The organism is Stenotrophomonas sp. STEN054, from assembly GCF_056854535.1.
The window spans coordinates 1-25,431 of the sequence record NZ_JBXFWG010000056.1 but is presented as its reverse complement, the minus strand read 5'-3'; the positions used below and the strand labels follow the sequence as shown (position 1 = coordinate 25,431).

General features: G+C 69.1%; 21 protein-coding genes. 14 read left to right on the top strand and 7 right to left on the bottom strand.

The annotated features are described in order from the left end of the window. Positions 1-371 precede the first annotated feature (371 nt). Entirely contained in the window at positions 372-1,583 is a 1,212-nt protein-coding gene (gene tyrS, locus AC1VXD_RS17405; protein WP_164074145.1) for a tyrosine--tRNA ligase, read from the bottom strand. A 167-nt stretch (positions 1,584-1,750) separates the two neighbouring features. On the opposite strand from tyrS, the gene AC1VXD_RS17400 reads away from it, so the two are divergent. Next, positions 1,751-3,226 carry a peptidoglycan DD-metalloendopeptidase family protein gene (locus AC1VXD_RS17400; protein WP_482993085.1) on the top strand — a complete coding sequence of 492 codons (1,476 nt, stop codon included), beginning with the start codon at positions 1,751-1,753 and terminating at the stop codon, positions 3,224-3,226. Positions 3,227-3,293: 67 nt separating this feature from the next. After that, complete coding sequence (locus AC1VXD_RS17395; protein WP_482993084.1) at positions 3,294-4,421, top strand: anhydro-N-acetylmuramic acid kinase; 1,128 nt, start codon at positions 3,294-3,296, stop codon at positions 4,419-4,421. 78 nt (positions 4,422-4,499) lie between these two features. Here the strand turns inward: AC1VXD_RS17395 and AC1VXD_RS17390 are convergent, their stop codons facing one another. The 3 genes from AC1VXD_RS17390 to AC1VXD_RS17380 all read right to left on the bottom strand — a co-directional run bounded on the left by AC1VXD_RS17390 (position 4,500) and on the right by AC1VXD_RS17380 (position 6,907). Further along, a complete protein-coding gene (locus AC1VXD_RS17390; protein WP_406233373.1) occupies positions 4,500-4,730 on the bottom strand; it encodes a hypothetical protein in 231 nt (76 codons plus the stop codon). Positions 4,731-4,808: 78 nt separating this feature from the next. After that, positions 4,809-6,110 (bottom strand): AmpG family muropeptide MFS transporter, encoded by a 1,302-nt coding sequence (locus AC1VXD_RS17385; RefSeq protein WP_482993083.1) that lies wholly within the window; start codon positions 6,108-6,110, stop codon positions 4,809-4,811. Then, the gene (locus AC1VXD_RS17380; protein WP_482993082.1) at positions 6,107-6,907 is read right to left on the bottom strand and encodes an exodeoxyribonuclease III; all 801 of its coding nucleotides are present in this window, start codon (positions 6,905-6,907) and stop codon (positions 6,107-6,109) included. Before AC1VXD_RS17380 ends, AC1VXD_RS17385 begins: the two co-directional genes overlap by 4 nt. 163 nt (positions 6,908-7,070) lie before the next feature. Here AC1VXD_RS17380 and pyrE point away from each other — a divergent pair, with 163 nt between their 5' ends. From pyrE to AC1VXD_RS17340, 8 genes are all read left to right on the top strand, one after another. After that, positions 7,071-7,730 (top strand): orotate phosphoribosyltransferase, encoded by a 660-nt coding sequence (pyrE, locus tag AC1VXD_RS17375; protein ID WP_108767480.1) that lies wholly within the window; start codon positions 7,071-7,073, stop codon positions 7,728-7,730. A 16-nt stretch (positions 7,731-7,746) separates the two neighbouring features. Continuing rightward, positions 7,747-8,391 (top strand): hypothetical protein, encoded by a 645-nt coding sequence (locus AC1VXD_RS17370; RefSeq protein WP_482993081.1) that lies wholly within the window; start codon positions 7,747-7,749, stop codon positions 8,389-8,391. A 127-nt stretch (positions 8,392-8,518) separates the two neighbouring features. Beyond that, positions 8,519-8,611 (top strand): potassium-transporting ATPase subunit F, encoded by a 93-nt coding sequence (locus AC1VXD_RS17365; protein ID WP_079225483.1) that lies wholly within the window; start codon positions 8,519-8,521, stop codon positions 8,609-8,611. A 12-nt stretch (positions 8,612-8,623) separates the two neighbouring features. Then, entirely contained in the window at positions 8,624-10,321 is a 1,698-nt protein-coding gene (gene kdpA, locus AC1VXD_RS17360) for a potassium-transporting ATPase subunit KdpA (protein ID WP_482993080.1), read from the top strand. 12 nt (positions 10,322-10,333) lie between these two features. Then, the gene (gene kdpB, locus AC1VXD_RS17355; protein ID WP_482993079.1) at positions 10,334-12,391 is read left to right on the top strand and encodes a potassium-transporting ATPase subunit KdpB; all 2,058 of its coding nucleotides are present in this window, start codon (positions 10,334-10,336) and stop codon (positions 12,389-12,391) included. Next, positions 12,388-13,038, top strand: a complete 651-nt coding sequence (kdpC, locus tag AC1VXD_RS17350) for a potassium-transporting ATPase subunit KdpC (RefSeq protein WP_482993078.1) — start codon at positions 12,388-12,390, stop codon at positions 13,036-13,038. The genes kdpB and kdpC overlap by 4 nt, the downstream gene beginning before the upstream one ends. A gap of 51 nt (positions 13,039-13,089) precedes the next feature. Then, the gene (locus AC1VXD_RS17345; RefSeq protein WP_482993077.1) at positions 13,090-15,750 is read left to right on the top strand and encodes an ATP-binding protein; all 2,661 of its coding nucleotides are present in this window, start codon (positions 13,090-13,092) and stop codon (positions 15,748-15,750) included. Continuing rightward, a complete protein-coding gene (locus tag AC1VXD_RS17340; RefSeq protein ID WP_482993076.1) occupies positions 15,731-16,444 on the top strand; it encodes a response regulator transcription factor in 714 nt (237 codons plus the stop codon). Before AC1VXD_RS17345 ends, AC1VXD_RS17340 begins: the two co-directional genes overlap by 20 nt. 289 nt (positions 16,445-16,733) lie before the next feature. On the opposite strand, the gene AC1VXD_RS17335 is transcribed toward AC1VXD_RS17340, so the two are convergent. Genes AC1VXD_RS17335 through coaBC form a run of 3 tightly spaced genes read right to left on the bottom strand, consistent with a single transcriptional unit; the run spans position 16,734 to position 20,854 of the window. Next, the gene (locus AC1VXD_RS17335; protein WP_482993075.1) at positions 16,734-19,091 is read right to left on the bottom strand and encodes a phosphomannomutase/phosphoglucomutase; all 2,358 of its coding nucleotides are present in this window, start codon (positions 19,089-19,091) and stop codon (positions 16,734-16,736) included. 12 nt (positions 19,092-19,103) lie between these two features. Then, complete coding sequence (gene dut / locus AC1VXD_RS17330) at positions 19,104-19,592, bottom strand: dUTP diphosphatase (RefSeq protein ID WP_079224983.1); 489 nt, start codon at positions 19,590-19,592, stop codon at positions 19,104-19,106. Then, positions 19,589-20,854 carry a bifunctional phosphopantothenoylcysteine decarboxylase/phosphopantothenate--cysteine ligase CoaBC gene (gene coaBC / locus AC1VXD_RS17325; RefSeq protein ID WP_482993074.1) on the bottom strand — a complete coding sequence of 422 codons (1,266 nt, stop codon included), beginning with the start codon at positions 20,852-20,854 and terminating at the stop codon, positions 19,589-19,591. Before coaBC ends, dut begins: the two co-directional genes overlap by 4 nt. A gap of 237 nt (positions 20,855-21,091) precedes the next feature. Between coaBC and AC1VXD_RS17320 the strand changes: the two genes are divergently transcribed. From AC1VXD_RS17320 to AC1VXD_RS17305, 4 genes are all read left to right on the top strand, one after another. Further along, positions 21,092-21,718 carry a response regulator gene (locus AC1VXD_RS17320; RefSeq protein ID WP_482993073.1) on the top strand — a complete coding sequence of 209 codons (627 nt, stop codon included), beginning with the start codon at positions 21,092-21,094 and terminating at the stop codon, positions 21,716-21,718. Between the two features lie 70 nt (positions 21,719-21,788). Then, the gene (radC, locus tag AC1VXD_RS17315; RefSeq protein WP_482993086.1) at positions 21,789-22,493 is read left to right on the top strand and encodes a RadC family protein; all 705 of its coding nucleotides are present in this window, start codon (positions 21,789-21,791) and stop codon (positions 22,491-22,493) included. Positions 22,494-22,621: 128 nt separating this feature from the next. After that, positions 22,622-24,310 carry an arginine--tRNA ligase gene (gene argS, locus AC1VXD_RS17310; RefSeq protein WP_116865390.1) on the top strand — a complete coding sequence of 563 codons (1,689 nt, stop codon included), beginning with the start codon at positions 22,622-22,624 and terminating at the stop codon, positions 24,308-24,310. A 21-nt stretch (positions 24,311-24,331) separates the two neighbouring features. After that, positions 24,332-25,222 carry an SPOR domain-containing protein gene (locus AC1VXD_RS17305; protein WP_482993072.1) on the top strand — a complete coding sequence of 297 codons (891 nt, stop codon included), beginning with the start codon at positions 24,332-24,334 and terminating at the stop codon, positions 25,220-25,222. Positions 25,223-25,431: the final 209 nt, after the last annotated feature.

The following is a 25,431-nucleotide window of genomic DNA, read 5'->3' as shown; positions in this document are numbered from 1 at the left end:
CTGCAGGCGCCTTCACAAGATACCTGCGCATACTTTCAAAGATCAGGGGAAGTGGCCTCAGCGCCGTTCCCGTGTGCTGCGAAGTTTCCTTCGTAGCGAGCCGCCCATTATGCCAGACTTTTTCAGTCCGTCAACACCTTCGTTCGATCATCTCGTTCGGCGGTGGTGGGCGCCCTGGTGTCGCTGAAGCCCCTTGGTGGCGACCCCTGCGACGGGGGAGGAGAAGTATGCCCCCATCCACAGCGTTTGTGAAGGGGGTGTGGCGATTTTTTTCACGGGATGTTGCATCCGTTCATCCATCGCGCCCGCGGGGGCATACCGCGAGGTGCAGCCGAGCGTGGGCTCGGCTCCACATCTCTACAAGGAAGGTGTCAGGCAGCGACCAGGCGTACGCGGGCAAAGGTGCGCTTGCCGACCTGCAGCAGGCCTTCGAAGCCCGGCTGCAGTACCTGCTGTCCGTCCTCGACCACTTCACCGTCCACCTTGACCGCGCGCTCCTTGAGCTTGCGGTTGGCTTCGGAGTTGCTCGGGGTCAGGCCGGCAGCGGTAAGCAGTGCAGCAATACGCAGGCCCTCTGCGGGAATGGCCACGTCCTGCAGCGGCAGCTGGGTGATGTCACCCTGCCCGGTCACGGCAGCTTCCCAGCCGGCAATGGCCTGATCGGCCGCCGCGGCGTCGTGGAAGCGGGTTGCAAGCTCACGTGCCAGGCGCAGCTTGACCACGCGCGGGTTGAGATTGCCGGCGGCGACCTCTTCACGCAGCGACACCGCTTCGGCCTGGCCGATATCGAAGGACAGCAGCTCGATCCAGCGCCACATCAGGGTGTCGTCGACCTTCATGGTCTTGGTGACGATCTCGATGGCCGGTTCACTGATACCAATGTAGTTGCCCAGCGACTTGGACATCTTGTTGACGCCGTCCAGGCCTTCCAGCAGCGGCATGGTCAGCACCACCTGCGGCTTCTGGCCGTGGTGTTCCTGCAGGCCGCGGCCCATCAGCAGGTTGAACTTCTGGTCGGTACCGCCGAGTTCGACGTCTGCTTCCAGGGCCACCGAGTCGTAGCCCTGCACCAGCGGGTACAGGAACTCGTGGATGGCGATGGACTGCTGGGCGGCGTAGCGCTTGGCGAAATCATCGCGCTCGAGCATGCGGGCCACGGTGTGCTGGCTGGCCAGGCGGATCATGTCGGCCGCGCCCATCTTGCTGAACCACTCCGAGTTGAAGCGCACCTGGGTCTTGTCACGGTCCAGGACCTTGAAGACCTGCTCTTCATAGGTACGGGCGTTGGCCAGCACGTCCTCGCGGCTGAGCGGCTTGCGGGTCAGGCTCTTGCCGGACGGGTCGCCGATCATGCCGGTGAAGTCACCGATCAGGAAAATGACCTGGTGGCCGAGGTCCTGGAACTGGCGCAGCTTGTTCAGCAGCACCGTATGGCCCAGGTGCAGGTCGGGCGCGGTGGGGTCGAAGCCAGCCTTGATCCGCAGCGGACGGCCTTCCTGCAGGCGCGCACGCAGATCCTCGATCTTGAGGATCTCGTCGGCACCACGGCCGATCAGGGCAAGGGCTTCTTCAATCGAGGACACGGTGACTACTCCCGGCGATGCCGTTTCTTGTGTGGGGTGTTAACGCCAAGTTAACCCATCCGGCTTCACAAAAGCCAATAGGCACAAGGGTTTGACGCGGTTTTCTCAGGTGTCTATGGTAACCGGCGATCAGGCCCGCGCTCCCGGGCCGCAGGAAAAAACCACTGATGCAAAATTCCGAACAAGGGCGCGCACGCAAGCAGCGCTTCCAGGAACGTCTCCACGTCCTGCACGACAATGCCCTGCACCGGAAGCTCAGGCAGCATCTCCCCGCCGCGTTCAATGAACGCTGGACGCGCCGCCATTGGGTGCACGCCAGCCTGTTCGCGACCATCGGCGCCCTGGTGGCGACGATCGTGCCGGGTTTCTCGCACACCATCGATTCGCCCTACGCCGAAAGCCACACCAGCCTGGCCCTGCCCTTGCCGCCGCTGTCGCTGGCCCGCCAGCAGCAGACCCCGGGCGACAGCTGGCAGGTGCTGCGGGTGCAGCGCGGTCAGACCCTGAGCGACCTGTTCGACCAGGCCGGCATCCCCGCCACCACCCTGCACCGCGTGCTCGACCATCCGGGCGCGCGTGAATCGCTGACCAAGCTGCGCCCCGGCGCCGAGATCGCCTTCGACATGCCGCTCTCGGGCGACCTGCGCAGCATCCGCTTCGACCGCGATGGCGACAACCGGGTGGAACTGAGCCTGGCCGGCGATGACATCAAGGAAAAGGTGATCAAGCGCGAGACCTCCACGCGCACGGTGGTCACCAGCGGCGAGATCACCAGTTCGCTGTATGCCGCGGCCCGCCGGGCCGGGCTGTCGCCGTCGGCGATCGCGACGATGACCGACGACATCTTCAAGTACGACATCGACTTCTCCAAGGACCTGCAGCCGGGCGACCGCTTCAGCGTGGTGATGGACGAGACCTGGCGCGAAGGCGAGAAGGTCGATACCAGCAAGATCCTGGCGGCGACCTTCACCACCGGCGGGAAGACCTATTCGGGCTTCCGCTTCGAGCGCGGTGGCAAGTCCGAGTACTACGACCTCAATGGCCGTTCGCTGAAGAAGAGCTTCATCCGCATGCCGATCCCGTTCGCGCGCCTGAGCTCGACCTTCGGCGCGCGCAAGCACCCGGTGCTGGGCAAGATGCGCATGCACAAGGGCGTCGACTACGCCGCGCGCACCGGTACGCCGATCATGGCCGCCGGCGATGCGCGCGTGCAGTTCGCCGGCGTGCAGCGCGGATACGGCAACGTGGTCATCCTCGACCACGGCCGCGGCCACACCACCCTGTACGGGCACATGTCGCGCTTTGCGAACATCAAGGCCGGCCAGCGCGTAGCCCAGGGCACGGTGATCGGCTATGTCGGCTCGACGGGCCTGGCCACCGGCCCGCACCTGCACTACGAATTCCGCGTGAACGGCGAGCACCGCAACCCGCTGACGGTGACCATGCCGCCGCCGGAACCGCTGAAGGGCGCCGAGCTGGTGGCCTTCCGTGCGCAGACCGCACCGGCCATGGCCCGCATCCAGGGCATGGAGAAGATGATCTACGCCAAGGCCAGCCCGGCCCCGAGCAGCCGCGAAGACGCCGCCCCGACCGCGGTGGCCAGCGCCAAGGCCAAGCCGGCCAACGGCCACAAGCGCGGCTGACCGGCCCTGCGTTGACGAAGAAGGACGCGGCAGCCCAAGCTTGCCGCGTCCTTTTTTTATGCCTGCCATGAACACGACTGCCGACGCTGATGCCCCGCTCTACCTTGGCCTGATGTCCGGCACCAGCGCCGACGGCATCGATGCCGCGCTCGTGCAGTTCCCCGCCGGCGGCGGCTGCCGCTTCGTGCGCGGCCTGACCGCCCGCTGGGAGCCGGTGCTGCGCGCGCGGCTGGTGGCGCTGGGCGAAGGCGGGCCGCTGGAATCGCTGGAGGAGCTGGGCGAGCTCGATGCGCGCATCGCGATCAACTTCGCCGCAGCCGCCAACCAGCTGCTGGACGAGGCCGGCCTGGACCGCCGCCAGGTGCGCGCGATCGGTTCGCACGGGCAGACCGTGCGCCACCGGCCGCTGGCCGACCCGGCCTTCACCGTGCAGCTGGGCGATGGCAACCGCATTGCCGAGCTGACCGGAATCACCACCGTGGCGGACTTCCGCCGCCGCGACGTGGCGGCCGGCGGCCATGGCGCGCCGCTGATGCCGGCCTTCCACCTGGCGATGCTGGGCACGGCCGGCGAGGACCGCGCGGTGCTCAACCTGGGCGGCATCGGCAACCTGACCCTGATCCCGCGCGACGGCATGCCGCGCGGCTTCGACACCGGCCCGGCCAACGCGCTGATGGATGCCTGGTGCCAGCGGCATACCGGCCGAACCTTCGACGCCGATGGCGCCTATGCGGCCAGTGGTGCGGTGGACACGGCGCTGCTGGCCGGCTGGCGCGCGGACCCCTGGTTCGACCTGCCGCCGCCCAAGAGCACCGGCCGCGAACAGTTCCACCTGGCCTGGGCCGAGGCGCGCATGGGCGAAGGCGAGTACGCGGCCGCCGATGTGCAGGCCACTCTGCTGGAGCTGACCGCGGTGACCGTGGCCGATGCACTGCGGGCCCAGCAGCCGGACACCTGCCGGGTGCTGGTCTGCGGGGGCGGCGTGCACAACCGGCAGCTGATGCACCGGCTGGCGGCGCTGCTGCCGGGCGTGGCGGTGGAATCCAGCGCCGTGCACGGGCTGGACCCGGAGTACATGGAGGCGATGGGCTTTGCCTGGCTGGCCCAGCGGACGATGGACGGGCTGGCGGGCAACCTGCCGAGCGTGACCGGGGCCTCGGGGCCGCGGATTCTCGGGGCGATCCATCTGGCGTGAGGTCGCGACATCCACGCATGGCGTGGATCTACGGGAAGCGCGGTAGCGCCGGGTCATGCCCGGCGACGCGGTATCAGCTCAATCGAACCCCTGCCCCGCCGGCATCGCCTGCAGGGCGGCGATCGCCGCTGACAGGGCGTCCACTTCGGGATCGCCGAAGCCGGAGCGGACCTCCAGCTCGCTGCTCAACAGGCCCTGTTCAAGCAGCACCGAACAGGCCTGCTCATGGGTCCAGCCGCGCGCCACGGCCACCCTTCGGATACGTTCAAACAGCAGCGGGTCCACGTCCCGCAGCACTACATCGGCCATGCTCACTCCCCCGTTCGCAAGGCACCGCCCCCTCGGCGCGTCCGCGGCGATCATCCCGCAGGTTGCGCAGTCAGGCAATCAGGGAGCGGGTTCGCTGCGGTCGTGGATGCGCGGCCACAGCCAGGCCAGCAGCAGCAGGGTCGGCACCACGGTGACCGCGCTGAGCATGAAGAAGGTGCTGTAGGAGGTGGCCTCGACGATGTAGCCGGAGACGCCGCCGACGAACTTGCCCGGCAGGTTGGCCAGCGACACCAGCAGGGCGTACTGGGTGGCGGTGAAGTTGCGGTCGGTCAGCGAGGACATGAAGGCCACCAGCACGGTGCCGGCGAAGCCCTGGAACAGGTTGTCGGCGCTGAGCGCGGCATAGAACGCCCACAGCTGGCCCGGGTTGTGCGCCATCAACAGGAAGGCGAGGTTGGACAGGGCCACGCCCAGCGCCGCCACCAGCAGCATGCGGCGGAAGCCGAAGGCGGCCACGGCGATGCCGCCGAGGAAGGCGCCGCCGATGCCCATCCAGACGCCGAACAGCTTGGAGACGGTGGCGATGTCGGCCTTGTCGAAGCCCGAATCCAGGTAGAACGGGCCGGCCATCACGCCGATGACCTGGTCGGGGAACTTGAACAGGCCGACGAAGGCGAGCAGGCCCAGCGCCAGGGCGATGCCGTTGCGGGTGAAGAAGCTGGTGATCGGCTGCACGAAGGCTTCGGCTACATCGATGCGGCGCTGCACGGCCTGCGCGGGCCGGTCCGGCTCACGGCACAGCAGGGTGGTGATGATCGGCAGCAGCATCAGCCCGGCCATGGCCAGATAGGCGATGATCCAGCCTTCGAACTGGGCCAGGTAGAGCGCGCCGGCACCGGCCAGGATCAGGCCGATGCGGTAGCCCAGAGTGTAGGTGGCCGCCAGCGCGGCCTGCGCGGTTTCCGGGGCGATCTCGATTCGGTAGGCATCGACCACCGAATCCTGGGTGGCCCCGGCGAAGGACGCCACCAGCACCCAGGCCACCAGCGGCCAGACGCCCTGTTCGGGGCGGACGAAGGCCAGCGCGACCAGGCCGATCAGCACGGCCACCTGCGACAGCAGCAGCCAGGAGCGGCGGCGCCCCATGAAGGCCAGCAGCGGGAAGGCGTAGCGGTCCAGCAGCGGTGCCCAGACGAACTTCAGCAGGTAGAAGAAGCTGGCCAGGCTGATCAGGCCGATGCTGCCCAGGTCCAGGCCGACATCACGCAGGCGGGTGGACAGGGTCTGCGAGGCGATCAGCAGGAACGGCAGGCCGCTGCCGAAGCCCAGCAGGGCCATGGTCAGGGCCGAGGGTGTGCCGAAGGCGCGCTTGATCCCGGCCCAACCCTTGTAGCTGGGCTTTGCAGCGGCTTCGCTCACAGGTCGTAGTCCACGGTGAACGGGGCGTGGTCGGAGAAGCGCTCGTCGCGATAGATCGAGCAGCTGCGCAGGCGGTCACGCAGGCCGGGGGTGATGAACTGGTAATCGATGCGCCAACCGACGTTGTTGGTGCGGGCGGCGCCGCGGTTGCTCCACCAGGTGTAGTCCTCGCCGGTGGGGTGCAGCAGGCGGTAGGCGTCAGCCCAGCCGCGGCCGGTGGCCACGTCGGTGGCCTGGCCGTGGTCGGCGCACAGGCCGTTGAGCCAGTCGCGCTCCTCGGGCAGGCAGCCGGAATTCTTCTGGTTGGACTTCCAGTTCTTGATGTCCAGCGCCGAGCGGACGATGTTCCAGTCGCCGCACAGGACATAGTCGCGGCCGCTGCGCGCCCATTCCTCCAGGATCGGCCGCAGCCATTCCATCACTTCGAACTTGAAGCCCTGGCGCAGGTCGCCAGAGCTGCCGGACGGGATATAGAAGGAGACCACGCTGAGATTGCCGAAGCGCGCCTCGATGTAGCGCCCTTCGTCGTCGAACGGGGCCCAGCCCAGCGAGGTGATGACCTGGTCCGGCTCGCGCTTGCTGTAGATGGCCACGCCGCTGTAGCCCTTCTTGGTGATGGCATCGCGGTAGAAGCAGTGGTGGCCGTCGGGGCGGAACATCGGATCGGTGAGCTGGTCCTCCTGCGCCTTGGTTTCCTGGATGCACAGAACGTCGGCGTCCTGGGCCCGGAACCAGTCGAGGAAGCCCTTGGTGGCGGCCGAGCGGATGCCATTGGCGTTGAAACTGATGATGCGCATGCGGATGAACCTACGGCGGGAAACCGGGCAAGCATACCGGTTGCCCGGCGGCCCGCGCAGCCCGCCGGATGGGCCTGGCAGGGCGTTCACACGGGGCCGGACGAGCGCGGAAAGCCCAGCTGGATTAGGATTTATGCTCCAAATGAAGATGAATCGAGTTTTGATGAGCGACCACCGCCACCGTTTCCTGCAGCTGGCCCTGACCGCCGATGCCCTGCGCTTCGGCCAGTTCACCCTCAAGTCCGGCCGGCTGAGCCCCTACTTCTTCAACGCCGGTCGTTTCGACTCCGGCTCGCTGCTGTCACAGCTGGGCGCCTGCTATTCGGACGCCATCGACGCCAGCGGCATCAAGTACGACGTGGTCTTCGGCCCGGCCTACAAGGGCATCCCGCTGGCCACCGCGATGGCCTGCGAGCTGGCCCAGCGTGGCCGCGACCTGCCGCTGTCGTTCAACCGCAAGGAAGTGAAGGACCACGGTGAGGGCGGCCAGCTGATCGGCGCCGACCTGACCGGCAAGCGCGTGCTGATCGTCGACGACGTGATCACCGCCGGCACCGCCATCCGCGAAGCCCTGGCCATCATCCGCGCTGCCGGCGGCATCCCGGCCGGAATCGTGGTGGCGCTGGACCGCCAGGAGATCGCATCGGAAGCCGACCACCGCTCGGCGGCGCAGGCCGTGGCCGAGGAAGCCGGCATCCCGGTGATCGCTGTCGCAACCCTGGCCGATCTGCTTGATTTCGCCTCCGGAAACCCGGAACTTGTGGGCTACCGGCAGCCGCTGGAGGCCTATCGCGCCCAGTACGGCGTCCGTTCCGCACGCTGACCCAGGGGAAGGTCGCATGTTCCGAGTTCCTGCCATCGTTGCCGCCAGCCTGCTGCTGGCGCTGCCGGCCAGCCTGCTGGCCCAGTCCGGCACGCCGGACAAGAAGCTGTACTGCTGGAACGAGGGCAAGGAGCGGATCTGCAGCGATGCGCTGCCGGCCAATGCGGTCAACAACGCCCGCGAGGAGTTCAATGCCAACAGCGGCATGCGCAACGCGCAGGTGCAGCGCGCGTTGACCGACGAGGAACGCGCCGCCGCGGCCACCGTGGCGGCGCAGGCCCAGCTGGACCTGATGGCGGCGCAGACCAAGCAGCGCACCGAGCAGGCCATGTTGTCGACCTATGGCAGCGAGGATGCACTGCGCAAGGTGTTCAACGAGCGCCAGGAGGTGCTCGACAACAATCTGAACACCGCGCGCTACAACGTCGCCAGCCTGCGCGATTCGCTGGTGACCCTGCTGGGGTCGGCCGGTGATCGCGAGCTGGCCGGCGGCAAGGTCGACGACAAGCAGGCCGAGGCGATCCGCCAGCGCCACGCCCAACTGCAGGCACAGCAGCGCCTGCAGGCCAGCTTCGAGCAGCAGCAGGTCACGCTGAAGGCCGAGATCGAGGCCAGCCTGCAACGCTACCGCGAGTTGAAGGGCATCGCTCCGGGCGGTTGAAGCCTCGGCAACAACGGAATTTATGCACTCTTTACGCGCCGGCCCCGTCCGGCGCGTAGTGCGTTTATGGGGGGCAGGACGACGATGGCGGCCTGAGGTGGAGGGGTTCCACCAGGACGCATTTCCCATGTCCCCCTGGCTGTCGTTGTTCTGTGGCGTGCTGGTGCTGGTTGCCGCCGCCTATCTTCTTTATGTCGTGCTGCGGCCCGAGTCTTTCTGAGCGGAGCCTGCCATGACTGAGATGCTTGTGATTCTTGCCGCCAGCCTGCTGCTGGCCTGGCCGCTGGGCCTGTACCTGGCGCGCGTGATGCGTGGCACGCCGATGAAGGTGGACGTGCTGTTCCACTGGATCGAGAAACCTCTGTACCGGCTGTTCGGCGTGAATGCTGCGCGCTCGATGTCCTGGCGCGGCTACGTGCTGGCCTTCGTGCTGAGCAATGTGGTGGTGGCGGTGCTGACCCAGGCGGTGTTCATGACCCAGGCCTGGCTGCCGCTGAACCCGGACCAGATCCCGAACATGCGCTGGGACACCGCGCTGCACACGATGATCTCGTTCCTGACCAATACCAACCAGCAGCACTATTCGGGCCAGGCGCAGCTGTCCTACCTCTCGCAGATGACCGGCATCACCGGCCTGCAGGTGGTGACGCCGATGATGGGCCTGGCGCTGGCGGTAGCCACGCTGCGCGCGTTGTTCGCCCGTGCGCCGCAGACCGCGGCCGGTGACGACCGCCAGGTGCCGGTGGGCAACTACTACGTGGACGTGGTGCGCCTGTGCGTGCGCTTCCTGTTGCCGCTGTGCCTGATCTGGACCCTGCTGCTGACCAGCCAGGGCGTGCCCTCGACGATGGCCGGCGGACCGCAGGCAACTCCGATCGACGCCAGCGCCGGCATGGCCCAGCAGAAGCTGCCGCTGGGCCCGGTGGCGGCGATGGTCGCGGCCAAGCAGCTGGGCGCCAACGGTGGCGGCTGGTACGGCCCGAACAGCAGCTTCCCGCTGGAGAACCCGACCCCGGTGTCGAACATGCTGGAGGTGGTGGGCATCCTGCTGATCCCGCTGGCGGTGATCTTCATGATCGGTGCATTCACCGGGCGACGCCGCTTCGGCGTCCTGGTGTTCAGCTGCATGCTGGGCATGTCGCTGTTCTCCACCGGCGCGATGATGTGGAGCGAGGGCCACAGCGCCAGCGCCGCCACGCCGCTGCTGATGGAAGGCAAGGAAGTGCGCTTCGGCGCCGATGGCACCGCGCTGTGGGCGGCGGTGACCACCCAGGTGTCGAACGGTTCGGTGAACGGCATGCACGACTCGCTGGCGCCCCTGAGCGGTGGCATCGCGATGGTCAACATGCTGGTCAGCGCGATCTGGGGCGGGATCGGCTGCGGCCTGCAGCAGTTCATCGTCTACCTGCTGCTGGGCGTATTCCTGGCCGGGCTGATGACCGGGCGTACGCCTGAGCTGTTCGGCCGCAAGCTGGAAACCCCGCAGGTACGCCTGCTGGCCCTGCTGGTGCTGCTGCAGCCGATCACCCTGCTCATGTTCACTGCGATCACGCTGGCCGTGCCCGGCCTGGCCGGCACCTCCAACCCGGGCTTCCACGGCATCAGCCAGGTGTTCTACGAGTACGTCTCGGCCTATGCCAACAACGGCTCGGGATTCGAGGGCCTGGGCGATGCGACCGTGTGGTGGAACCTGAGCTGTTCGCTGGTGCTGCTGCTGGGCCGCTTCCCGCTGCTGATCATCCCGCTGGTGGTGGCCGCACAGCTGGCCGCCAAGCGCCAGGCCCCGGAATCGGCGGGCAGCCTGCAGATCGAAACCCCGACCTTCGCCCTGACCCTGGTCTCGGTGATCGTCATCCTGACCGTGCTGCAGTTCATGCCGGCCCTGGTCCTCGGCCCGGTCGCCGACCACCTGAGCCTGGGACTGCACTGAGGACACCCCAAGATGAGTACCCACGCAAGTTCTTCCCGCAGTTCCCTTGCACCGCGCCCTGCCCTGCTTGATGCTGCCGGCCTGCGCCGTGCGCTGGTCGAGGCGGTGCGCAAGCTCGCGCCGATGCACCTGGTGCGCAGCCCGGTGATGGCGGTGGTGATGGCCGGCACGATCGTCGCCGCCATCGTCACCCTCACCGGCAACGCGCCACTGGGCTTCGGCCTGGCGGTGACCGCGATCCTGCTGGTGACCGTGTTGTTCGGCAATTTCGCCGAAGCGGTGGCCGAAGCGCGTGGCCGCGGCCAGGCCGCCTCGCTGCGCCGTGCCCGCCAGGACCTGGTGGCACGCCGGCTGGCCGCCCCGCAGCCGGGTGCGGCCGAAACCCAGGTTGCCGCTGCCGGGCTGCGCCCGGGCGACCATGTGATCGTCAGTGCCGGTGAGCTGGTACCGGCCGATGGCGAGATCGTGCAGGGCCTGGCCACCATCAACGAAGCGGCGGTGACCGGTGAGTCGGCGCCGGTGCTGCGCGAGGCCGGCACCGATCGCTCCGGCGTGATCGGCGGCACCAAGGTGCTGTCCGACCAGATCATCGTGCGGGTGACCGCCGAGCCCGGCCACAGCTTCCTGGACCGGATGATCGCGCTGGTGGAAGGTGCCAACCGGCAGAAGACCCCCAACGAGATCGCGCTGACCCTGCTGCTGGCGGCGATGACGCTGACCTTCCTGGTGGTGGTGGCGACCCTGCCGGCGATCGGCGCCTACGTCGGCGTCAAGGTCGATCCGCTGCTGCTGATCGCTCTGCTGGTGTGCCTGATCCCGACCACCATCGGCGGCCTGCTGCCGGCGATTGGCATTGCCGGCATGAACCGTGCGCTGGCCGCCAACGTGCTGGCCAAGTCGGGCAAGGCAGTGGAAGTGGCCGGCGACGTCGACGTGCTGTTGCTGGACAAGACCGGCACCATCACCTACGGCGACCGCCAGGCCAGCCACTTCCATCCGCTGGCCGGCATCGATGCCAGCCAGCTGCGCGAAGCGGCGCTGCTGTCCTCGCTGGCCGACCCGACCCCGGAAGGCAAATCCATCGTGCGCCTGGCACGCGAGCAGGGCTGCAGCACCGCCGAACCGGAGCAGGCCGGGTACCTGGCCTTCAGTGCACAGACCCGCATGTCCGGCGTGGATCTTGAACATGGGCGGCAGATCCGCAAGGGCGCGCTGGATGCGATCCGCAACCACGTGGTGGGGCTGGGCGGCACGGTGCCGGCCGAGCTGGCCGGGCGCGTCGAGCAGGTGGCGCGCAACGGTGCCACCCCGCTGGTGGTGGCCGAGGGCCGCCATGTGCTCGGCGTGATCGAGCTGTCCGACGTGGTCAAGCACGGCATGCGCGAGAAGTTCGCGCAGTTGCGGGCGATGGGCATCCGAACGGTGATGATCACCGGCGACAACCCGCTGACCGCGGCCGCGATTGCCGCCGAAGCCGGCGTCGACGACTACATCGCCGAAGCACGCCCGGAAGACAAGCTGGCACGCATCCGCCAGGAACAGGCCGGTGGCCGCCTGGTGGCGATGGTCGGCGATGGCACCAACGATGCGCCGGCGCTGGCCCAGGCGGACATCGGCCTGGCGATGAACTCCGGCACGCAGGCGGCGAAGGAGGCCGGCAACATGGTCGACCTCGATTCGGACCCGGCCAAGCTGCTGGCGGTGGTGGAAGTGGGCAAGCAGCAGCTGATCACCCGCGGCGCGCTGACCACCTTCTCGCTGGCCAACGACGTGTCCAAGTACTTCGCGATCCTGCCGGCGCTGTTTGCCGCTGCGGTCCCGGCCATGGCCGCGTTAAACGTGATGCAGCTGTCGAGCCCGCGCAACGCGGTGCTGGCGGCGCTGATCTTCAATGCCCTGGTGATTCCCGCGCTCATCCCGCTCGCCCTGCGTGGCGTGCGCTTCCGCCCGGCCACGGCAACCGCGCTGCTGCGCCGGAACATGCTGGTGTACGGCCTCGGTGGCGTGCTGCTGCCGTTCGCGGCGATCAAGCTGATCGACCTCCTTCTTGTCCTGGTATTCGGCGCATGAACCGTTCTGTCTCCACCTCTTCTTCCCTGCCGCGCGAGCACACGGCCGAGGCCCGCATGGCGCGCCTGCAGGACGATGCCAGCTGGCGCCCGGCGATCGGCCTGGGCGTGGCCACCCTGCTGCTGGCCGGCGCGGTCTACGCCGGCATCGCCACCGGCTTTGCCGGCCTGAGCTACCCGACCCAGGCCGAAGGCAGCCTGCTGCGCGATGGCAGTGGCAAGGTGCGCGGCTCGGCATGGCTGGCGCAGCCGTTCAACGACGATGGCTACTTCCAGGCGCGGCCGTCGGCGGCCAACTACGACCCGATGGCCGCGGCCGGTTCCAACCTGGCCCGCAGCAACCCCGCGCTGGCCGAGCGCGTGACCGCCAGCACCGCGGCGGTGGCAGCGCGCGAAGGCGTGAGCCCGGCGCAGGTACCGGCCGATCTGGTCACCCAGTCCGGCGGCGGCCTGGACCCGCAGCTGTCACCGGCTGCCGCGCAGGTGCAGGTGGCACGCGTGGCGCGCGCGCGCGGCCTGCCGGTGGAACGCGTGCAGGCGCTGCTGCAGGCGCATACCGAAGGCCGCCAGTGGGGTGTGTTCGGGCAGCCGCGGGTGAACGTGGTGACCTTGAACTTCGCCCTGGACCAGGCGGCGAAGGCACCGTGATGCCAGCCTGCACCGGCGGCGCGCACAATGGCGGCCATGACAGCAGCGGCGATGAATGATGCGCGCACGCGCCAGGCCGATGCCCTGGCGGAAGGCCTGCAGCGCGAGGCCGGCGGCAAGCTGACCGTGTTCCTCGGCGCGGCGCCGGGCGTGGGCAAGACCTACACCATGCTGACCCGCGCGCAGGAACAGCTGCGCCGTGGCGTGGACCTGGTGGTGGGGCTGGTCGAGACGCACGGCCGCGTGGACACCCAGGCCCTGCTGGAAGGCCTGCCGCAGCTGCCGCTGAAGGACGTGGCCTACCACGGCCACGCGCTGCTGGAGATGGACCTGGACGCGGTGCTGGAGCGCCATCCCGCGCTGGTGCTGGTGGACGAGCTGGCCCATCGCAATGCACCCGGCAGCCGCCACGAGCGGCGGTGGCAGGACGTGATGGAGCTGCTGGAGGCCGGCATCGACGTCTGGACCACGGTCAACATCCAGCACCTGGAAAGCCTCAACGACGTGGTGATGCGCATCACCGGCGTGCGGGTGAGCGAAACCGTGCCCGACGGCGTGCTCGACCGCCTGCACGACATCGTGCTGGTGGACCTGCCGCCGCGTGAGCTGATCGCGCGCCTGCAGCAGGGCAAGGTGTACGTGCCCGAGCAGGCCGCGCAGGCACTGCAGGCGTTCTTCTCGCCGGCCAACCTGACCGCGCTGCGCGAACTGGCGATGCAGGAAGCGGCCGACCGGGTCGACAGCAGCCTGCGCGAGACCCGCGCCGCCCGCGGCGAAGGTAACCTGCCGCTGCGCCGCGGCGTGCTGGTGGCCATCGATGGCGGTGGCCAGAGCGAATACCTGGTGCGGGTGGCGCGACGCATCGCCGAACGCCGCGATGCGCCGTGGACGGTGGTAACCGTGCAGGGCCGACGCCAGGACGAGGCCACACGGCGCGAGATCGATGCGGCCTTCGCGCTGGCCCGGCGGCTGGGCGGCGATGCCGAACTGCTGCATGGCTCGAGCATCGCCGATGCACTGCTCGACCATGCCGCGCACAATGGTGTGTCGACCCTGGTGCTGGGCCGCACCCGCGAGCGGCCGCTGGCGCGGATGTTCAACCGCACGCTGACCCAGCAGCTGATCCAGCGCGGCGCGCACTACGAGATCACCATCATCAGCACGCCGCAGGCACGCGCACGCGCGCGCCGCGAAGGCCTGCTGCCGCCGATGCGCGGGATCAGCCACGAGCCGCTGCAGGCATTGCTGGCCACGGCGCTGGCCTGCGCAGTGGCGTGGCTGGGCGAACGCTGGGTGGGCATGGCCGACCTGTCGATGGTGTTCATCGTGGCGGTGGTGCTGGTGGCGGCGCGCACCCGCGCCAGCGTGGCGGTGATGGCGGCCATCCTGTGCTTCCTGGCCTACAACTTCCTGTTCATCGCGCCGCGCTTCACCTTCGCCATCGGTGCGCGGCAGGGCGTGATCACCGTGTTCCTGTTCCTCGCGGCGGCGCTCGTGGCCGGGCGCCTCGCCTCGCGCCTGCGCATGCAGGTGATCGCTCTGCGCGCGGCCAACCGCCATGCGCGTGCACGCCAGCAGCTGGGCCGGCAGTTGGCCAGCGCGGCCGGCAACGGCGAGGTCGCGCAGGCCGGCAGGCAGGCGCTGGAACAGGCGATGGACGTGCCGGCGTGGCTGCGGATCGGCGCCGACACCGCCACCGGCGGCCGCGCCCAGCCCGGCGATACCGACCTGGCCGCCGCCGACTGGGCCCTGCGCCACGGCCAGCCCAGCGGCCGCTTCACCGACACGCTGGCTGGCGCGCAGTGGTGGTTCCTGCCCCTGCTGGATGGCGATGACCGCGCCGTGGGCGTGGCCGGTCTGTACCTGCCCGGTGCGCAGGCGCGCCTGCTGCCCGAGCAGCGCCAGCTGGCCGAAGCGATGGTCGATGACATCGCCCAGGCCGCACTGCGCACGCGGCTGGTGGCCGAGCTGGAGCAGGCGCATGTGAGCAACGAGACCGAGCGGCTGCGCTCGGCGCTGCTGTCTTCGGTATCGCACGACCTGCGTTCGCCGCTGGCGGCGATGATCGGTTCGGCCGACAGCCTGGCCAGCTATGGCACGGCGATGGACGTGGCCGACCGGCGTGCGCTGCTGGACACCATCCTGGTGGAAGGCGAGCGCCTGGACCGTTACATCCAGAACCTGCTGGACATGACCCGGCTCGGCCACGAAGGGCTGACCATCAACCGCGACTGGATCGGCGTGGACGAGCTGATCGGCTCGGCCGCGCGCCGCCTGCAGCGCTACCAGCCCAGGGTGCGGCTGGAACTGGATATTCCTTTCACGCTGGCGCCGATCTGGGTGCACCCGGCGCTGGTCGAACAGGCGGTGTTCAACGTGATGGAGAACGCCGCCAAGTTCTCGCCGCCCGATGCGCCGGTGCAGGTGCAGGCACGCGAACGGGACGGCCAGCTGCGCATCGACGTGATCGATGCCGGCCCCGGCATCCCCGATGACGAACGCGCGCGCATCTTCGACATGTTCTACAGCGTCGAGCGCGGCGACCGCGGCCGCCACGGCACCGGCCTGGGCCTGACCATCTGCCAGGGCATGATCGGCGCCCACGGCGGCAGCGTGCAGGCGCTGCCCGGACGCGACGGTCGCGGTACTCTGATCCGCATCACCCTGCCCCTGCTCAAGCCAGCTGCCCACGATGAGCCCGATCCCGATTGATGCCAGCGTGCCGGCCGCGCGCGTGCTGGTGATCGACGATGAAACCCAGATCCGCCGGTTTCTGGACATCAGCCTGCGCGCGCAGGGCTACCAGGTGCGCCAGGCCGCCACCGGCCAGGAAGGCCTGGAAATGGCCGCCAGCGAAGACATGGACCTGGTGATCCTGGATATCGGACTGCCGGACATGGAGGGCCACGCAGTGCTGGCGCAGCTGCGGCAATGGAGCCAGGTGCCGGTGATCATGCTGACCGTGCGCGCCGGCGAGGACGAGAAGGTGCGGGCGTTGGATACCGGCGCCAATGACTACGTGACCAAGCCGTTCGGCACCCAGGAGCTGATGGCCCGGGTGCGGGCCCTGCTGCGCACCCGCAGCGTGCCCAGCGACGGCACCCCGCCGTTGTTCGATGATGGCCACCTGCACGTGGACCTGGTGCGCCGCGAAGTGGCGATCGATGGCGAGCCGGTGGCACTGACGCGTAAGGAGTACGCGCTGCTGTCACTGCTGCTGCGCAACGCCGGGCGGGTGGTGACCCAGCCGCAGATCCTGCAGGAGATCTGGGGGCCGACCCACCAGCACGACACGCACTACCTGCGCATCTTGGTCGGCAAGCTGCGGCACAAGCTGGGCGATTCGGCGCTGGATTCGCGCTACCTGTTCACCGAACCGGGTGTGGGGTTGCGGTTCAAGGGGTAGATCCACGCCATGCGTGGATGCCGTCGATCCGACCCCGTGCCGACCAACGGTCGGCACCCACCAAAGCAGAACGCCGTTCCAACAGATCGCAGGAAACTGTCGAAGGCGGGATGGGTCCGGTTGCGGGGGCGTGAGCGCCATGGATTGCGCGACCGAGCTTACAGGGACGTACTTGCAGCGTCCCCCGCAACCGGACCCACCCCGCCATCCCACGGATAGCCGGCTTTTGACGTTGACGTTGCAGTTGATTCGGCGGGTGCCGGGCGCAGCCCGGCCCCACCACGACCGATCAGAAGCCCAGCGCGGTGTCGCCCAGCAGGCCCTGCAGCTGGCTGCGGAACAGCGCCTGGATGCGCTGCAGTGCAGCCTCGTCGTTGCCTTCGAAGCGCAGCACCAGCACCGGGGTGGTGTTGGAGGCACGCACCAGGCCCCAGCCATCGGGGTAGTCCACGCGCAGGCCATCGATGGTCGACAGGCGACCGCCGGCATACGGGTTGTCCTCGGACTGCGCCGCAGCCACCAGCATCGCCACCAGCGCATGCGGCGTCCCGGACGCCACCGGCACCTTCAGTTCTGGCGTGGACACCGTGTCCGGCAGCTCCTCCAGCACCTCGTGCGGGGTCTCTTCGCGCTGGGCAAGGATTTCCAGCAGGCGGGCGGCGGCGTACAGGCCGTCATCGAAACCGAACCAGCGTTCCTTGAAGAAGAAGTGGCCGCTCATCTCGCCTGCCAGTTCGGCATCGGTCTCGCGCATCTTCGCCTTCATCAGCGAATGCCCGGTCTTCCACATCAGCGGGCTGCCACCGTTGCGCAGCACATGGTCGGAGAGCTTGCCGGTGCACTTCACGTCGTAGATCACCATCGCACCGGGATTGCGCATCAGCACGTCGGCAGCGAACAGCATCAGCAGCCGGTCGGCATAGATGATCCTGCCCTCGCCGGTGACCACGCCCAAACGGTCGCCGTCGCCATCGAAAGCCACGCCGAGGTCGGCGCCGAAGCGCTTGACCGTCTGCACCAGGTCTTCGAGGTTGGCCGGTTCGCTGGGATCGGGGTGATGGTTGGGGAAGGTGCCGTCGACATCGCAGTACAGGGGGATGACCTCGGCGCCGATGGCTTCCAGCAGCTGCGGCGCGAACGCACCGGCCACGCCGTTGCCGGCATCGGCCACCACCTTCAGCGGGCGGTCCAGCTGCACGTCGTCGGCAATGCGCTGGATGTAGTCGGCGGCGACCTCGCGCTGCTGGTAGTCGCCCGGCTCGGCGGCCTGGGCCAGGCGGCCTTCGCTGATGCGCTGGTACAGATCGGTGATCGTATCGCCGGACAGCGTTTCGCCGCCGATGACCACTTTGAAGCCGTTGTATTCGGGTGGGTTGTGGCTGCCGGTCACCGCCACGCAGGTGCCCGTGCGCAGGTGGAAGGCAGCGAAATAGACCAGCGGCGTCGGCGCCAGGCCGATGTCGATGACCGAACAGCCGGCGCGGCGCAGGCCTTCGGCCAGGCTGGCCGACAGCTCCGGCCCGGACAGGCGGCCGTCGCGGCCGATCACCACCTCGCGCAGCCCCTGTTCGAGGGCGACGGTGCCGATGGCCTGGCCGATCAGCGCGGCGTTGCGTGCGTTCAACTCGGTGCCCACCACGCCGCGGATGTCGTAGGCGCGGAAGATGTCGGCCGGCAGGTCCACCGGCGGCGGCGGCGGTACGGCAGGCGGCCCGCCGGCGGTAGCGGCGGCCGCATCGGTGGCCGGCACAACCGGCGCGGCCATCTGCAGGCTTTCGCGCAGGGTCGGCCCCTGGTCGATCTCGGCCGCGGCGCTCCGACGGATCGGCATCGGCAACGACTTCGGCAGGCGGCCACGCCCGACCACCAGCAGCACGGCGATGAAGGCCAGCAGCAGCGCCACGATGGCACTGGGCAGGGCGCCCAGGCCCAGTGGGCCCGGCTCGATGTTCGGTACGCTGGCGGTCAGCCGCAGCGGGGTGCCCTTGATCGGCCGCGCCATCGCTTCGGCGCTGTCGGCCAGGCGGGCGTCACCGTGCGCGACGATGTCGTGCGCGCCTTGGCGCAGGGACAGGAAGCCACTGGACGGCGCGCGTACCTGGTCCAGCGGACCGGTCAGGCGCAGCAGCGGTTGCCGCACATAGACGACGGCCGGGCCCAGCGCGCCCAGCTGCACCGGCGCCGCCAGGCCGAGGCGGTTGCCCCCGCCATCGCGGACCACGCGCAGCCCCGGCTTGCCGTCGGCCAGCACCGATTCCAGCAGCGCCAGGCGGGCGTAACCGAAGGTCGCGCCATCGGCGTAGGCATCGGCCAGTCCGGCCGTCAGCACGTCCACCTGCTCGACCCCGGACCAGCTCTCACGCAGGGCCTGCGCGGCCCCGGCGGCGTCGCCGGCCTGCAGCGACTGCTGCACGCGATCGCCCTTGAGGTGCTGCTGCAGCTGCTGCAGCTGGCCGGTTGCGGCCTGCTGCACGCCCTGCACCGCCTCGTCGCGGGCCTGCGCCAGCGTGTCCCCGTTGGCCTGCTGCCGCCACTGCTGCACGGCGCTCCAGCCGAACCAGCCGGCCAGCAACAACAGCGCCACACCCAGCAACGGCGTATTGCGCCCCATTGACTGCTTCTGCCGTCCTTCCCCGCTGCCGCTCATCAGTCTCCCCCGTCAACGCACCCCGGTATGGCCGAATCCACCCGTTCCCCGCACGCTGTCGGTGAAAGTATCCACCACCTGCAGGCTGACACGGGCAATCGGTACGACAACCAGCTGGGCGATGCGGTCGCCCGGCTCGATGGTGAAGGCTTCGCGGCCACGATTCCAGACGCTGATCAGCAGCGGGCCCTGGTAATCGGCATCGATCAGGCCGGTGCCGTTGCCCAGCACGATGCCATGGCGGTGGCCCAGGCCCGAGCGCGGCAGGATCACCGCGCACAGGTTCGGGTCGCCGATGTGGATGGCCAGGCCGCTGGGAACCAGCGCGGTATCGCCCGGCTGCAGGGTCAGCGCGGTTTCCAGCGCCGCGCGCAGGTCCATGCCCGCGCTGGCTTCGGTGGCATAGGCCGGCAGCGGCCAGCTGTCGCCGAAGCGCGGGTCGAGCAGCTTCACCTGCAAGGCCTGCAGAGGGGCCACCGGGGTGGATGTTGCCTGGGTCATGCGTGAAGCCTCCGCGCGATCAGCGCCAGCAGTTGTTCGGCCAGCTCGCGCTTGGAAGTAGCCGGGAATACCTGTTCGCCGTCCTGCCAATAGGCCGTGGCGGCATTGTTGTCGCTCTCGAAACCGCCGCCGCTGATGCCCACCTGGTTGGCGATCACCAGGTCCAGGCGCTTGTCGATCAGCTTGCCACGCGCGTATTTCTCCACGTCGTGGGTTTCGGCGGCAAAGCCGACCACCAGCTTCAGCGACTGGGTCTGTGCGGCGACCTCGGCCAGGATGTCCGGCGTGCGCACCAGCTCGATCACCAGCGACTGGCTGCCGGCGGTCTTCTTCAGCTTCTGCGCAGCCACCTGGCGCGGGGTGTAGTCGGAGACGGCGGCGGCGCCGATATAGATGTCGGCCGGCAGCGCCTTCAGCACGGCATCGCGCATCTGCGCGGCCGAGCGCACGTCCACGCGGTGCACGCCGGGCGGCGTCGGCAGCTGCACCGGGCCGCTGACCAGCACCACCTCGGCGCCGAGGGCGGCGGCGGCACCGGCCAGGGCGAAGCCCATCTTGCCGCTGCTGCGGTTGCCGACGTAGCGCACCGGGTCGATGTCTTCATAGGTCGGGCCGGCGCTGATCAGCAGGCGCAGGCCCTGCAGCGCGCGGGTTTCCGGCGCGGCGGCGGCAGCCGGGACGCGGCCGCCCAGGCCGGCCAGCGCGGCGACGATGTCGCCCGGCTCGGCCAGCCGGCCGGGACCGGATTCGCCCTCGGCCAGCGGCCCGTCGACCGGGCCGATCACCTGCGCGCCACGCTGGCGCAGCAGGCTGATGTTGGCCTGGGTGGCCGGGTGCAGCCACATGCGGTGGTTCATCGCCGGGCACACGGTAAGCGGCGCGGTGCTGGCCAGGCACAGGGTGCTGACCAGGTCATCGGCGTGGCCCTGGGCCAGGCGTGCCAGCAGATCGGCGGTGCCCGGCGCGACCACGATGCGGTCGGCCCAGCGCGCCAGTTCGATGTGGCCCATGGCCTGTTCGGCGGCGCTGTCCCACAGGGTCGTGCGGGTGGGCTGGCCGGACAGGGCCTGGAAGCTGAGGGGGGTGACGAACTGCTGGGCGCCGGCGGTCATCGCCACCTGGACCAGCGCGCCGGCATCGCGCAGGCGGCGGACCAGCTCCAGTGCCTTGTAGGCCGCGATCCCGCCGCCGACGCACAACAGCAGTTTCTGGCCTTCCAGCGCGCGGGCCGGCGCGGGGAGGTCGTTGGGAGAATCAGCCACCTGGAAATCCTGTGCAAACGAGGGCGCTAGCTTACCCGATGGCCGATAACGTCCCGGTACATAGCGCACATAGCGCACATAGCGCGCAGCTATCAGCAGATGAAACTCCTGCTACATCGTTTTCCGGGTTGTCCCCCCTTCGATTCGGAACTTTCCTATACCTCAGCCGGCCGCGGCTTCATCAGAATCACGGTTGGCCCCCTCGGGTGCGCCATCTGGTTTTCCGAGGAGTGCACCGTGCATCCGCGCATCATCATCGCCGACGACCATCCGGTCGTACTGCACGGCATCCGCATCGTGCTTGAACGCCACCAGATGTGTGTCACCGGCGCGGCCGCCGATGGCGCCGGGTTGCTCGACTTGGTCGCCCGGCAACCTTGCCACGCAATCCTGACCGACCTTTCCATGCCCGGCACCGGGCCCGACGGCCCCGAGCTGCTGGAGGCGCTGCGCCAGCAGCACCCCGCGTTGCCGGTCGTGGTGCTGACCGGCGCGCGCCACCCGGGGCTGCTGGATGGGCTGCTGCGCGATGGCGTGAAGGGGCTGGTGGACAAGAGCGCCGACTTCTCCGAACTGCCCCAGGCCCTGCGCGCGGTGATGGCCGGCAAGGTATTCGTCTCCCACCAGCTGCGCCGCCTGCTGCAGTCGCGCGATCTGCTGTTCCCGAGACCGCAGGCGACGCTTTCGGCCCGGGAACAGCAGGTCGTGCAGCTGCTGGGCGAGGGCCTGAGCGTGAATGCCATCGCCGAGCACATCGGCCGCAGCGCCAAGACCATCAGCCGGCAGAAGGCCGAGGCCATGCGCAAGCTGGGCCTGGACAACAACCAGGAGTTGTACGACTACCTGCAGGCCCAGCGCGGTTGAGGGATCGGCCGACCATCGCGGGCGGCAAATGCCGATGGCTGGCGGACGCCGCGGCAGCGACCATGCCGCCATGTCCATCCACGACTGGCCACCCGAGGAACGCCCCCGCGAGAAGCTGCTGACGCGCGGGCCCACCGCCCTGTCCGATGCCGAACTGCTGGCCCTGTTCCTGGGCTCCGGCTTCGGCGGCCGCGATGCGGTGCAGACCGCGCGCGACCTGCTCGGCAGCCACGGCCCACTGCGGGTACTGCTGGACCGCCCGGCCGCCAAGCTGGCCCGCCTGCCCGGCTTGGGGCCGGCGCGCAGCTGCACGCTGGTCGCGGGCTTGGAGCTGGCCCACCGCTACCTGGCTGCCGAACTGGCGCAGGGCGAAAGCGTGGGCGACAACCCGCTGGCAGTCGGCCGCTATCTGCAGCACCGGCTGCGCGGCCAGGCGCGCGAACTGTTCCTGGTCCTCTTTCTGGACAACCGGCACCGCCTGATCGCCTGCGAGGAGCTGTTCGCCGGCACCATCAACACTGCCCCGGTCTACCCCCGCGAGGTGGTCCGGCGGGCCCTGCTGCACAACGCGGCAGCGGTGATTCTCAGCCACAACCACCCCTCGGGCGACCCGGAGCCGTCCGGGGCCGATGCGCGGATCACCGAGGAACTGCAGCAGGCCCTGGCGCTGGTCGACATCCGCCTGCTGGACCACTTCGTCATTGGCGAGGGGCGGCCGGTTTCATTTGCTGAACGGGGTCTGCTGCCGCAGCACCAGCCGCGCCTGTTCGGCTGAGCCCGCTGGCCCCGCGCGCCCGGCCGCCGGAGGTCGCGCGCGTTCACATGGGCAGGCCTCGGTCAGCGTACGCGCCGGCATCTGCGCTAAAATGGGCGATTCCGCCGCTCATTCTCACAGCAGGCCTCGTGAAAAATCTCCTCCGCGCCCTGATCAGCCAAGGCATCGAAGCCTTGCGCGCCAATGGCACCCTGCCCGCCGACTCCCTGCCGCCGGACTTCGTGGTCGAGCGCCCGAAGACCCGCGACCACGGCGACTTCGCCACCAATGCCGCCATGCTGCTGGCCAAGGCCGCGCGCAGCAACCCGCGCGCACTGGCCCAGGCGCTGGTCGACGCGCTGCCGCGCAGCGAGGACGTCAGCAAGGTCGAGATCGCCGGCCCTGGCTTCATCAACTTCCACCTGGCCCCGGCCGCGTACCAGCGCGAAGCCGCCTCGGTCATCAAGGAAGCCCACGACTACGGCCGCAACCTGTCCGGTAATGGCCGCACGGTGGGCGTGGAGTACGTGTCGGCCAATCCGACCGGTCCGCTGCATGTCGGCCATGGCCGCGCGGCGGCGATCGGCGACTGCGTGGCGCGCGTGCTCGATGCCAACGGCTGGAACGCCAAGCGCGAGTTCTACTACAACGACGCCGGCGTACAGATCGAGAACCTGGCGCTGTCGGTGCAGGCACGCATCAAGGGCATCGCCCCGGACCAGGACGGCTGGCCGGAAGGCGGCTATCGCGGTGAGTACATCGCCGACGTCGCCCGTGCCTACCTGGCCGGCGCCAGCGTCGACCTGGAAGGCACCATGGTGGTGGGCGCCAAGGATCCGGACGACATGACCGCGATCCGCCGCTTCGCCGTGGCCTACCTGCGCAACGAGCAGAACCTGGACCTGGCCGCGTTCGGCGTCGACTTCGACATCTACTTCCTGGAAAGCTCGCTGTACGCCGATGGCAAGGTGGCCGAAGCGGTTGCCAAGCTGCAGGCCTCGGGCCACACGTACGAGGAAGGCGGCGCGCTGTGGCTGCGCAGCACCGACTTCGGTGACGACAAGGACCGCGTGATGCGCAAGTCCGACGGCACCTTCACCTACTTCGTGCCGGACGTGGCCTACCACCTGTCCAAGTGGCAGCGCGGCTACGAGCGCGCGATCACCGAGCTGGGCGCCGACCACCACGGTTCGCTGGCCCGCGTGCGCGCCGGCCTGCAGGCGATGGAAGTGGGCATCCCGCAGGGCTGGCCGGAATACGTGCTGCACCAGATGGTCACCGTCATGCGCGGCGGCGAGGAAGTGAAGCTGTCCAAGCGTGCCGGCAGCTACTTCACCCTGCGCGACCTGATCGAGGAAGCCGGGCGCGATGCCACCCGCTGGTTCCTGATCGCGCGCAAGCCCGATTCGCAGCTGACCTTCGACATCGACCTGGCCCGCCAGCAGAGCAACGACAACCCAGTGTTCTACGTGCAGTACGCGCACGCCCGCGTCTGCAGCCTGTTGCGGCAGGCGCAGGAGAAGGGCCTGGTGTACGACCAGGGCAACGGGCTGGGCAACCTCGGCCGCCTGGCCGACGACGCCTCGCTGCTGCTGATGAACGAAATCTCGCGGTACCCGGAAGTGGTCGAAGCGGCTGGCGTGGCGCTGGAACCGCACCTGGTGGCGCAGTACCTGCGTGAATTGGCGCACGCCTTCCACACGTGGTATCACGGGACGCCGGTGCTGGTGGACGATGCCACGGACCGCAATGCCAAGCTGACCCTGGCCTGCGCCGCGCGCCAGGTACTGGCCAATGGCCTCGACCTCCTGGGCGTCAGCGCCCCGGAAAAAATGTAAGTTTCAGGAGACGCAGTACACATGGCAGCACGACGCGGCAAAAGCCAGGCACGACGCAACAGCAGCAGCCAGGGCACCCCGGGATGGGTGTGGCTGGTCGCTGGTGTGGCCATTGCCGCGGTGGTGTTCCTGGCGGCGCCGAACCTGTTCAAGGGCGAAGGTGATGGCTTCCTGCGCGCCGGCCCGCAGCCGAATCCGAACGCGCAGCCGGCCCCGGTTGCCGATGCCGACAGCGATGTCGGCAGCCAGCCAACGGAAGTACCGGCCACGCCGAAGCCCGCTGAACCGGCCAAGCCGGCGGCCACCCAGTACGACTTCTACACCCTGCTGCCGGGCAAGGAAGTCGAGATGTCCGACGCCGAACTGGCCGCCAGCACGCGTGCCGAGGAACTGCGCCGGGCCAAGGCCGAGGCGCAGCGCGCGCAGGCGGCCCTGGAAGGCAAGCCGGTTCCGGCGGCTGCGGCTGCTGCACCGGCGGCGACCCCCAGCGTGGCCAGCACCGCCCCGGCCACCAGCACGGCACGGCCGCTGCCGACACCGCTGAGCGAACGCCCGGCGGCAGCCACGCCGCCTGCTTCGACGGCGGCACCGGCGGCCACCAGCACGGCGGCGACCACGCCGGCCGCGCGTGCGGAGGCTGCGCAGGCGGCTGCCGCGGCACCGGCTGCAGCGCCTGACAACACGCGCTACATCCTGCAGGCCGGCGCCTTCGGTGCGTCCGGCGATGCCGAGGCGACCAAGGCCAAGCTGGCAATGATGGGCCTGGCCGCGCGGGTGGAATCGGCGCAGATCAACGGCAAGACCGTGTACCGCGTGCGCATGGGGCCCTACGGCAGTGCCGGCGAGTTGTCCGAAGCCAAGCAGAAGCTGGATGGCACCGGGCTGCAGGCGATGGCGATCAAGGCGCAGTAAACCGTTGCGGATGTGCATGAAAAAGCCGGGCATTGCCCGGCTTTTTTGTGCTTCTGTAGAGCCGAGCCCATGCTCGGCTGCCGCTGAAAGGAGCCGAACATGGCTTGTATGTTCCTCCCGGCTCCCACGAGGTATGTAGGAGCCAGGGTGGAGGGACCGTCAACATGTTATCTGCGGGTACCAGCCGACAGACGAGTCGAGCGATCCCC

Bases quoted from the DNA above. Each gene is read 5' to 3' on its own strand.
- AC1VXD_RS17400 (WP_482993085.1), top strand. From the start codon at position 1,751: ATGCAAAATTCCGAACAAGGGCGCGCACGCAAGCAGCGCTTCCAGGAA.
- AC1VXD_RS17395 (WP_482993084.1), top strand. From the start codon at position 3,294: ATGAACACGACTGCCGACGCTGATGCCCCGCTCTACCTTGGCCTGATG.
- AC1VXD_RS17390 (WP_406233373.1), bottom strand. From the start codon at position 4,730: ATGGCCGATGTAGTGCTGCGGGACGTGGACCCGCTGCTGTTTGAACGT.
- AC1VXD_RS17380 (WP_482993082.1), bottom strand. From the start codon at position 6,907: ATGCGCATCATCAGTTTCAACGCCAATGGCATCCGCTCGGCCGCCACC.
- pyrE (WP_108767480.1), top strand. From the start codon at position 7,071: ATGAGCGACCACCGCCACCGTTTCCTGCAGCTGGCCCTGACCGCCGAT.
- AC1VXD_RS17370 (WP_482993081.1), top strand. From the start codon at position 7,747: ATGTTCCGAGTTCCTGCCATCGTTGCCGCCAGCCTGCTGCTGGCGCTG.
- AC1VXD_RS17365 (WP_079225483.1), top strand. From the start codon at position 8,519: ATGTCCCCCTGGCTGTCGTTGTTCTGTGGCGTGCTGGTGCTGGTTGCC.
- kdpA (WP_482993080.1), top strand. From the start codon at position 8,624: ATGACTGAGATGCTTGTGATTCTTGCCGCCAGCCTGCTGCTGGCCTGG.
- kdpB (WP_482993079.1), top strand. From the start codon at position 10,334: ATGAGTACCCACGCAAGTTCTTCCCGCAGTTCCCTTGCACCGCGCCCT.
- kdpC (WP_482993078.1), top strand. From the start codon at position 12,388: ATGAACCGTTCTGTCTCCACCTCTTCTTCCCTGCCGCGCGAGCACACG.
- AC1VXD_RS17345 (WP_482993077.1), top strand. From the start codon at position 13,090: ATGAATGATGCGCGCACGCGCCAGGCCGATGCCCTGGCGGAAGGCCTG.
- AC1VXD_RS17340 (WP_482993076.1), top strand. From the start codon at position 15,731: ATGAGCCCGATCCCGATTGATGCCAGCGTGCCGGCCGCGCGCGTGCTG.
- AC1VXD_RS17335 (WP_482993075.1), bottom strand. From the start codon at position 19,091: ATGAGCGGCAGCGGGGAAGGACGGCAGAAGCAGTCAATGGGGCGCAAT.
- dut (WP_079224983.1), bottom strand. From the start codon at position 19,592: ATGACCCAGGCAACATCCACCCCGGTGGCCCCTCTGCAGGCCTTGCAG.
- radC (WP_482993086.1), top strand. From the start codon at position 21,789: ATGTCCATCCACGACTGGCCACCCGAGGAACGCCCCCGCGAGAAGCTG.
- AC1VXD_RS17305 (WP_482993072.1), top strand. From the start codon at position 24,332: ATGGCAGCACGACGCGGCAAAAGCCAGGCACGACGCAACAGCAGCAGC.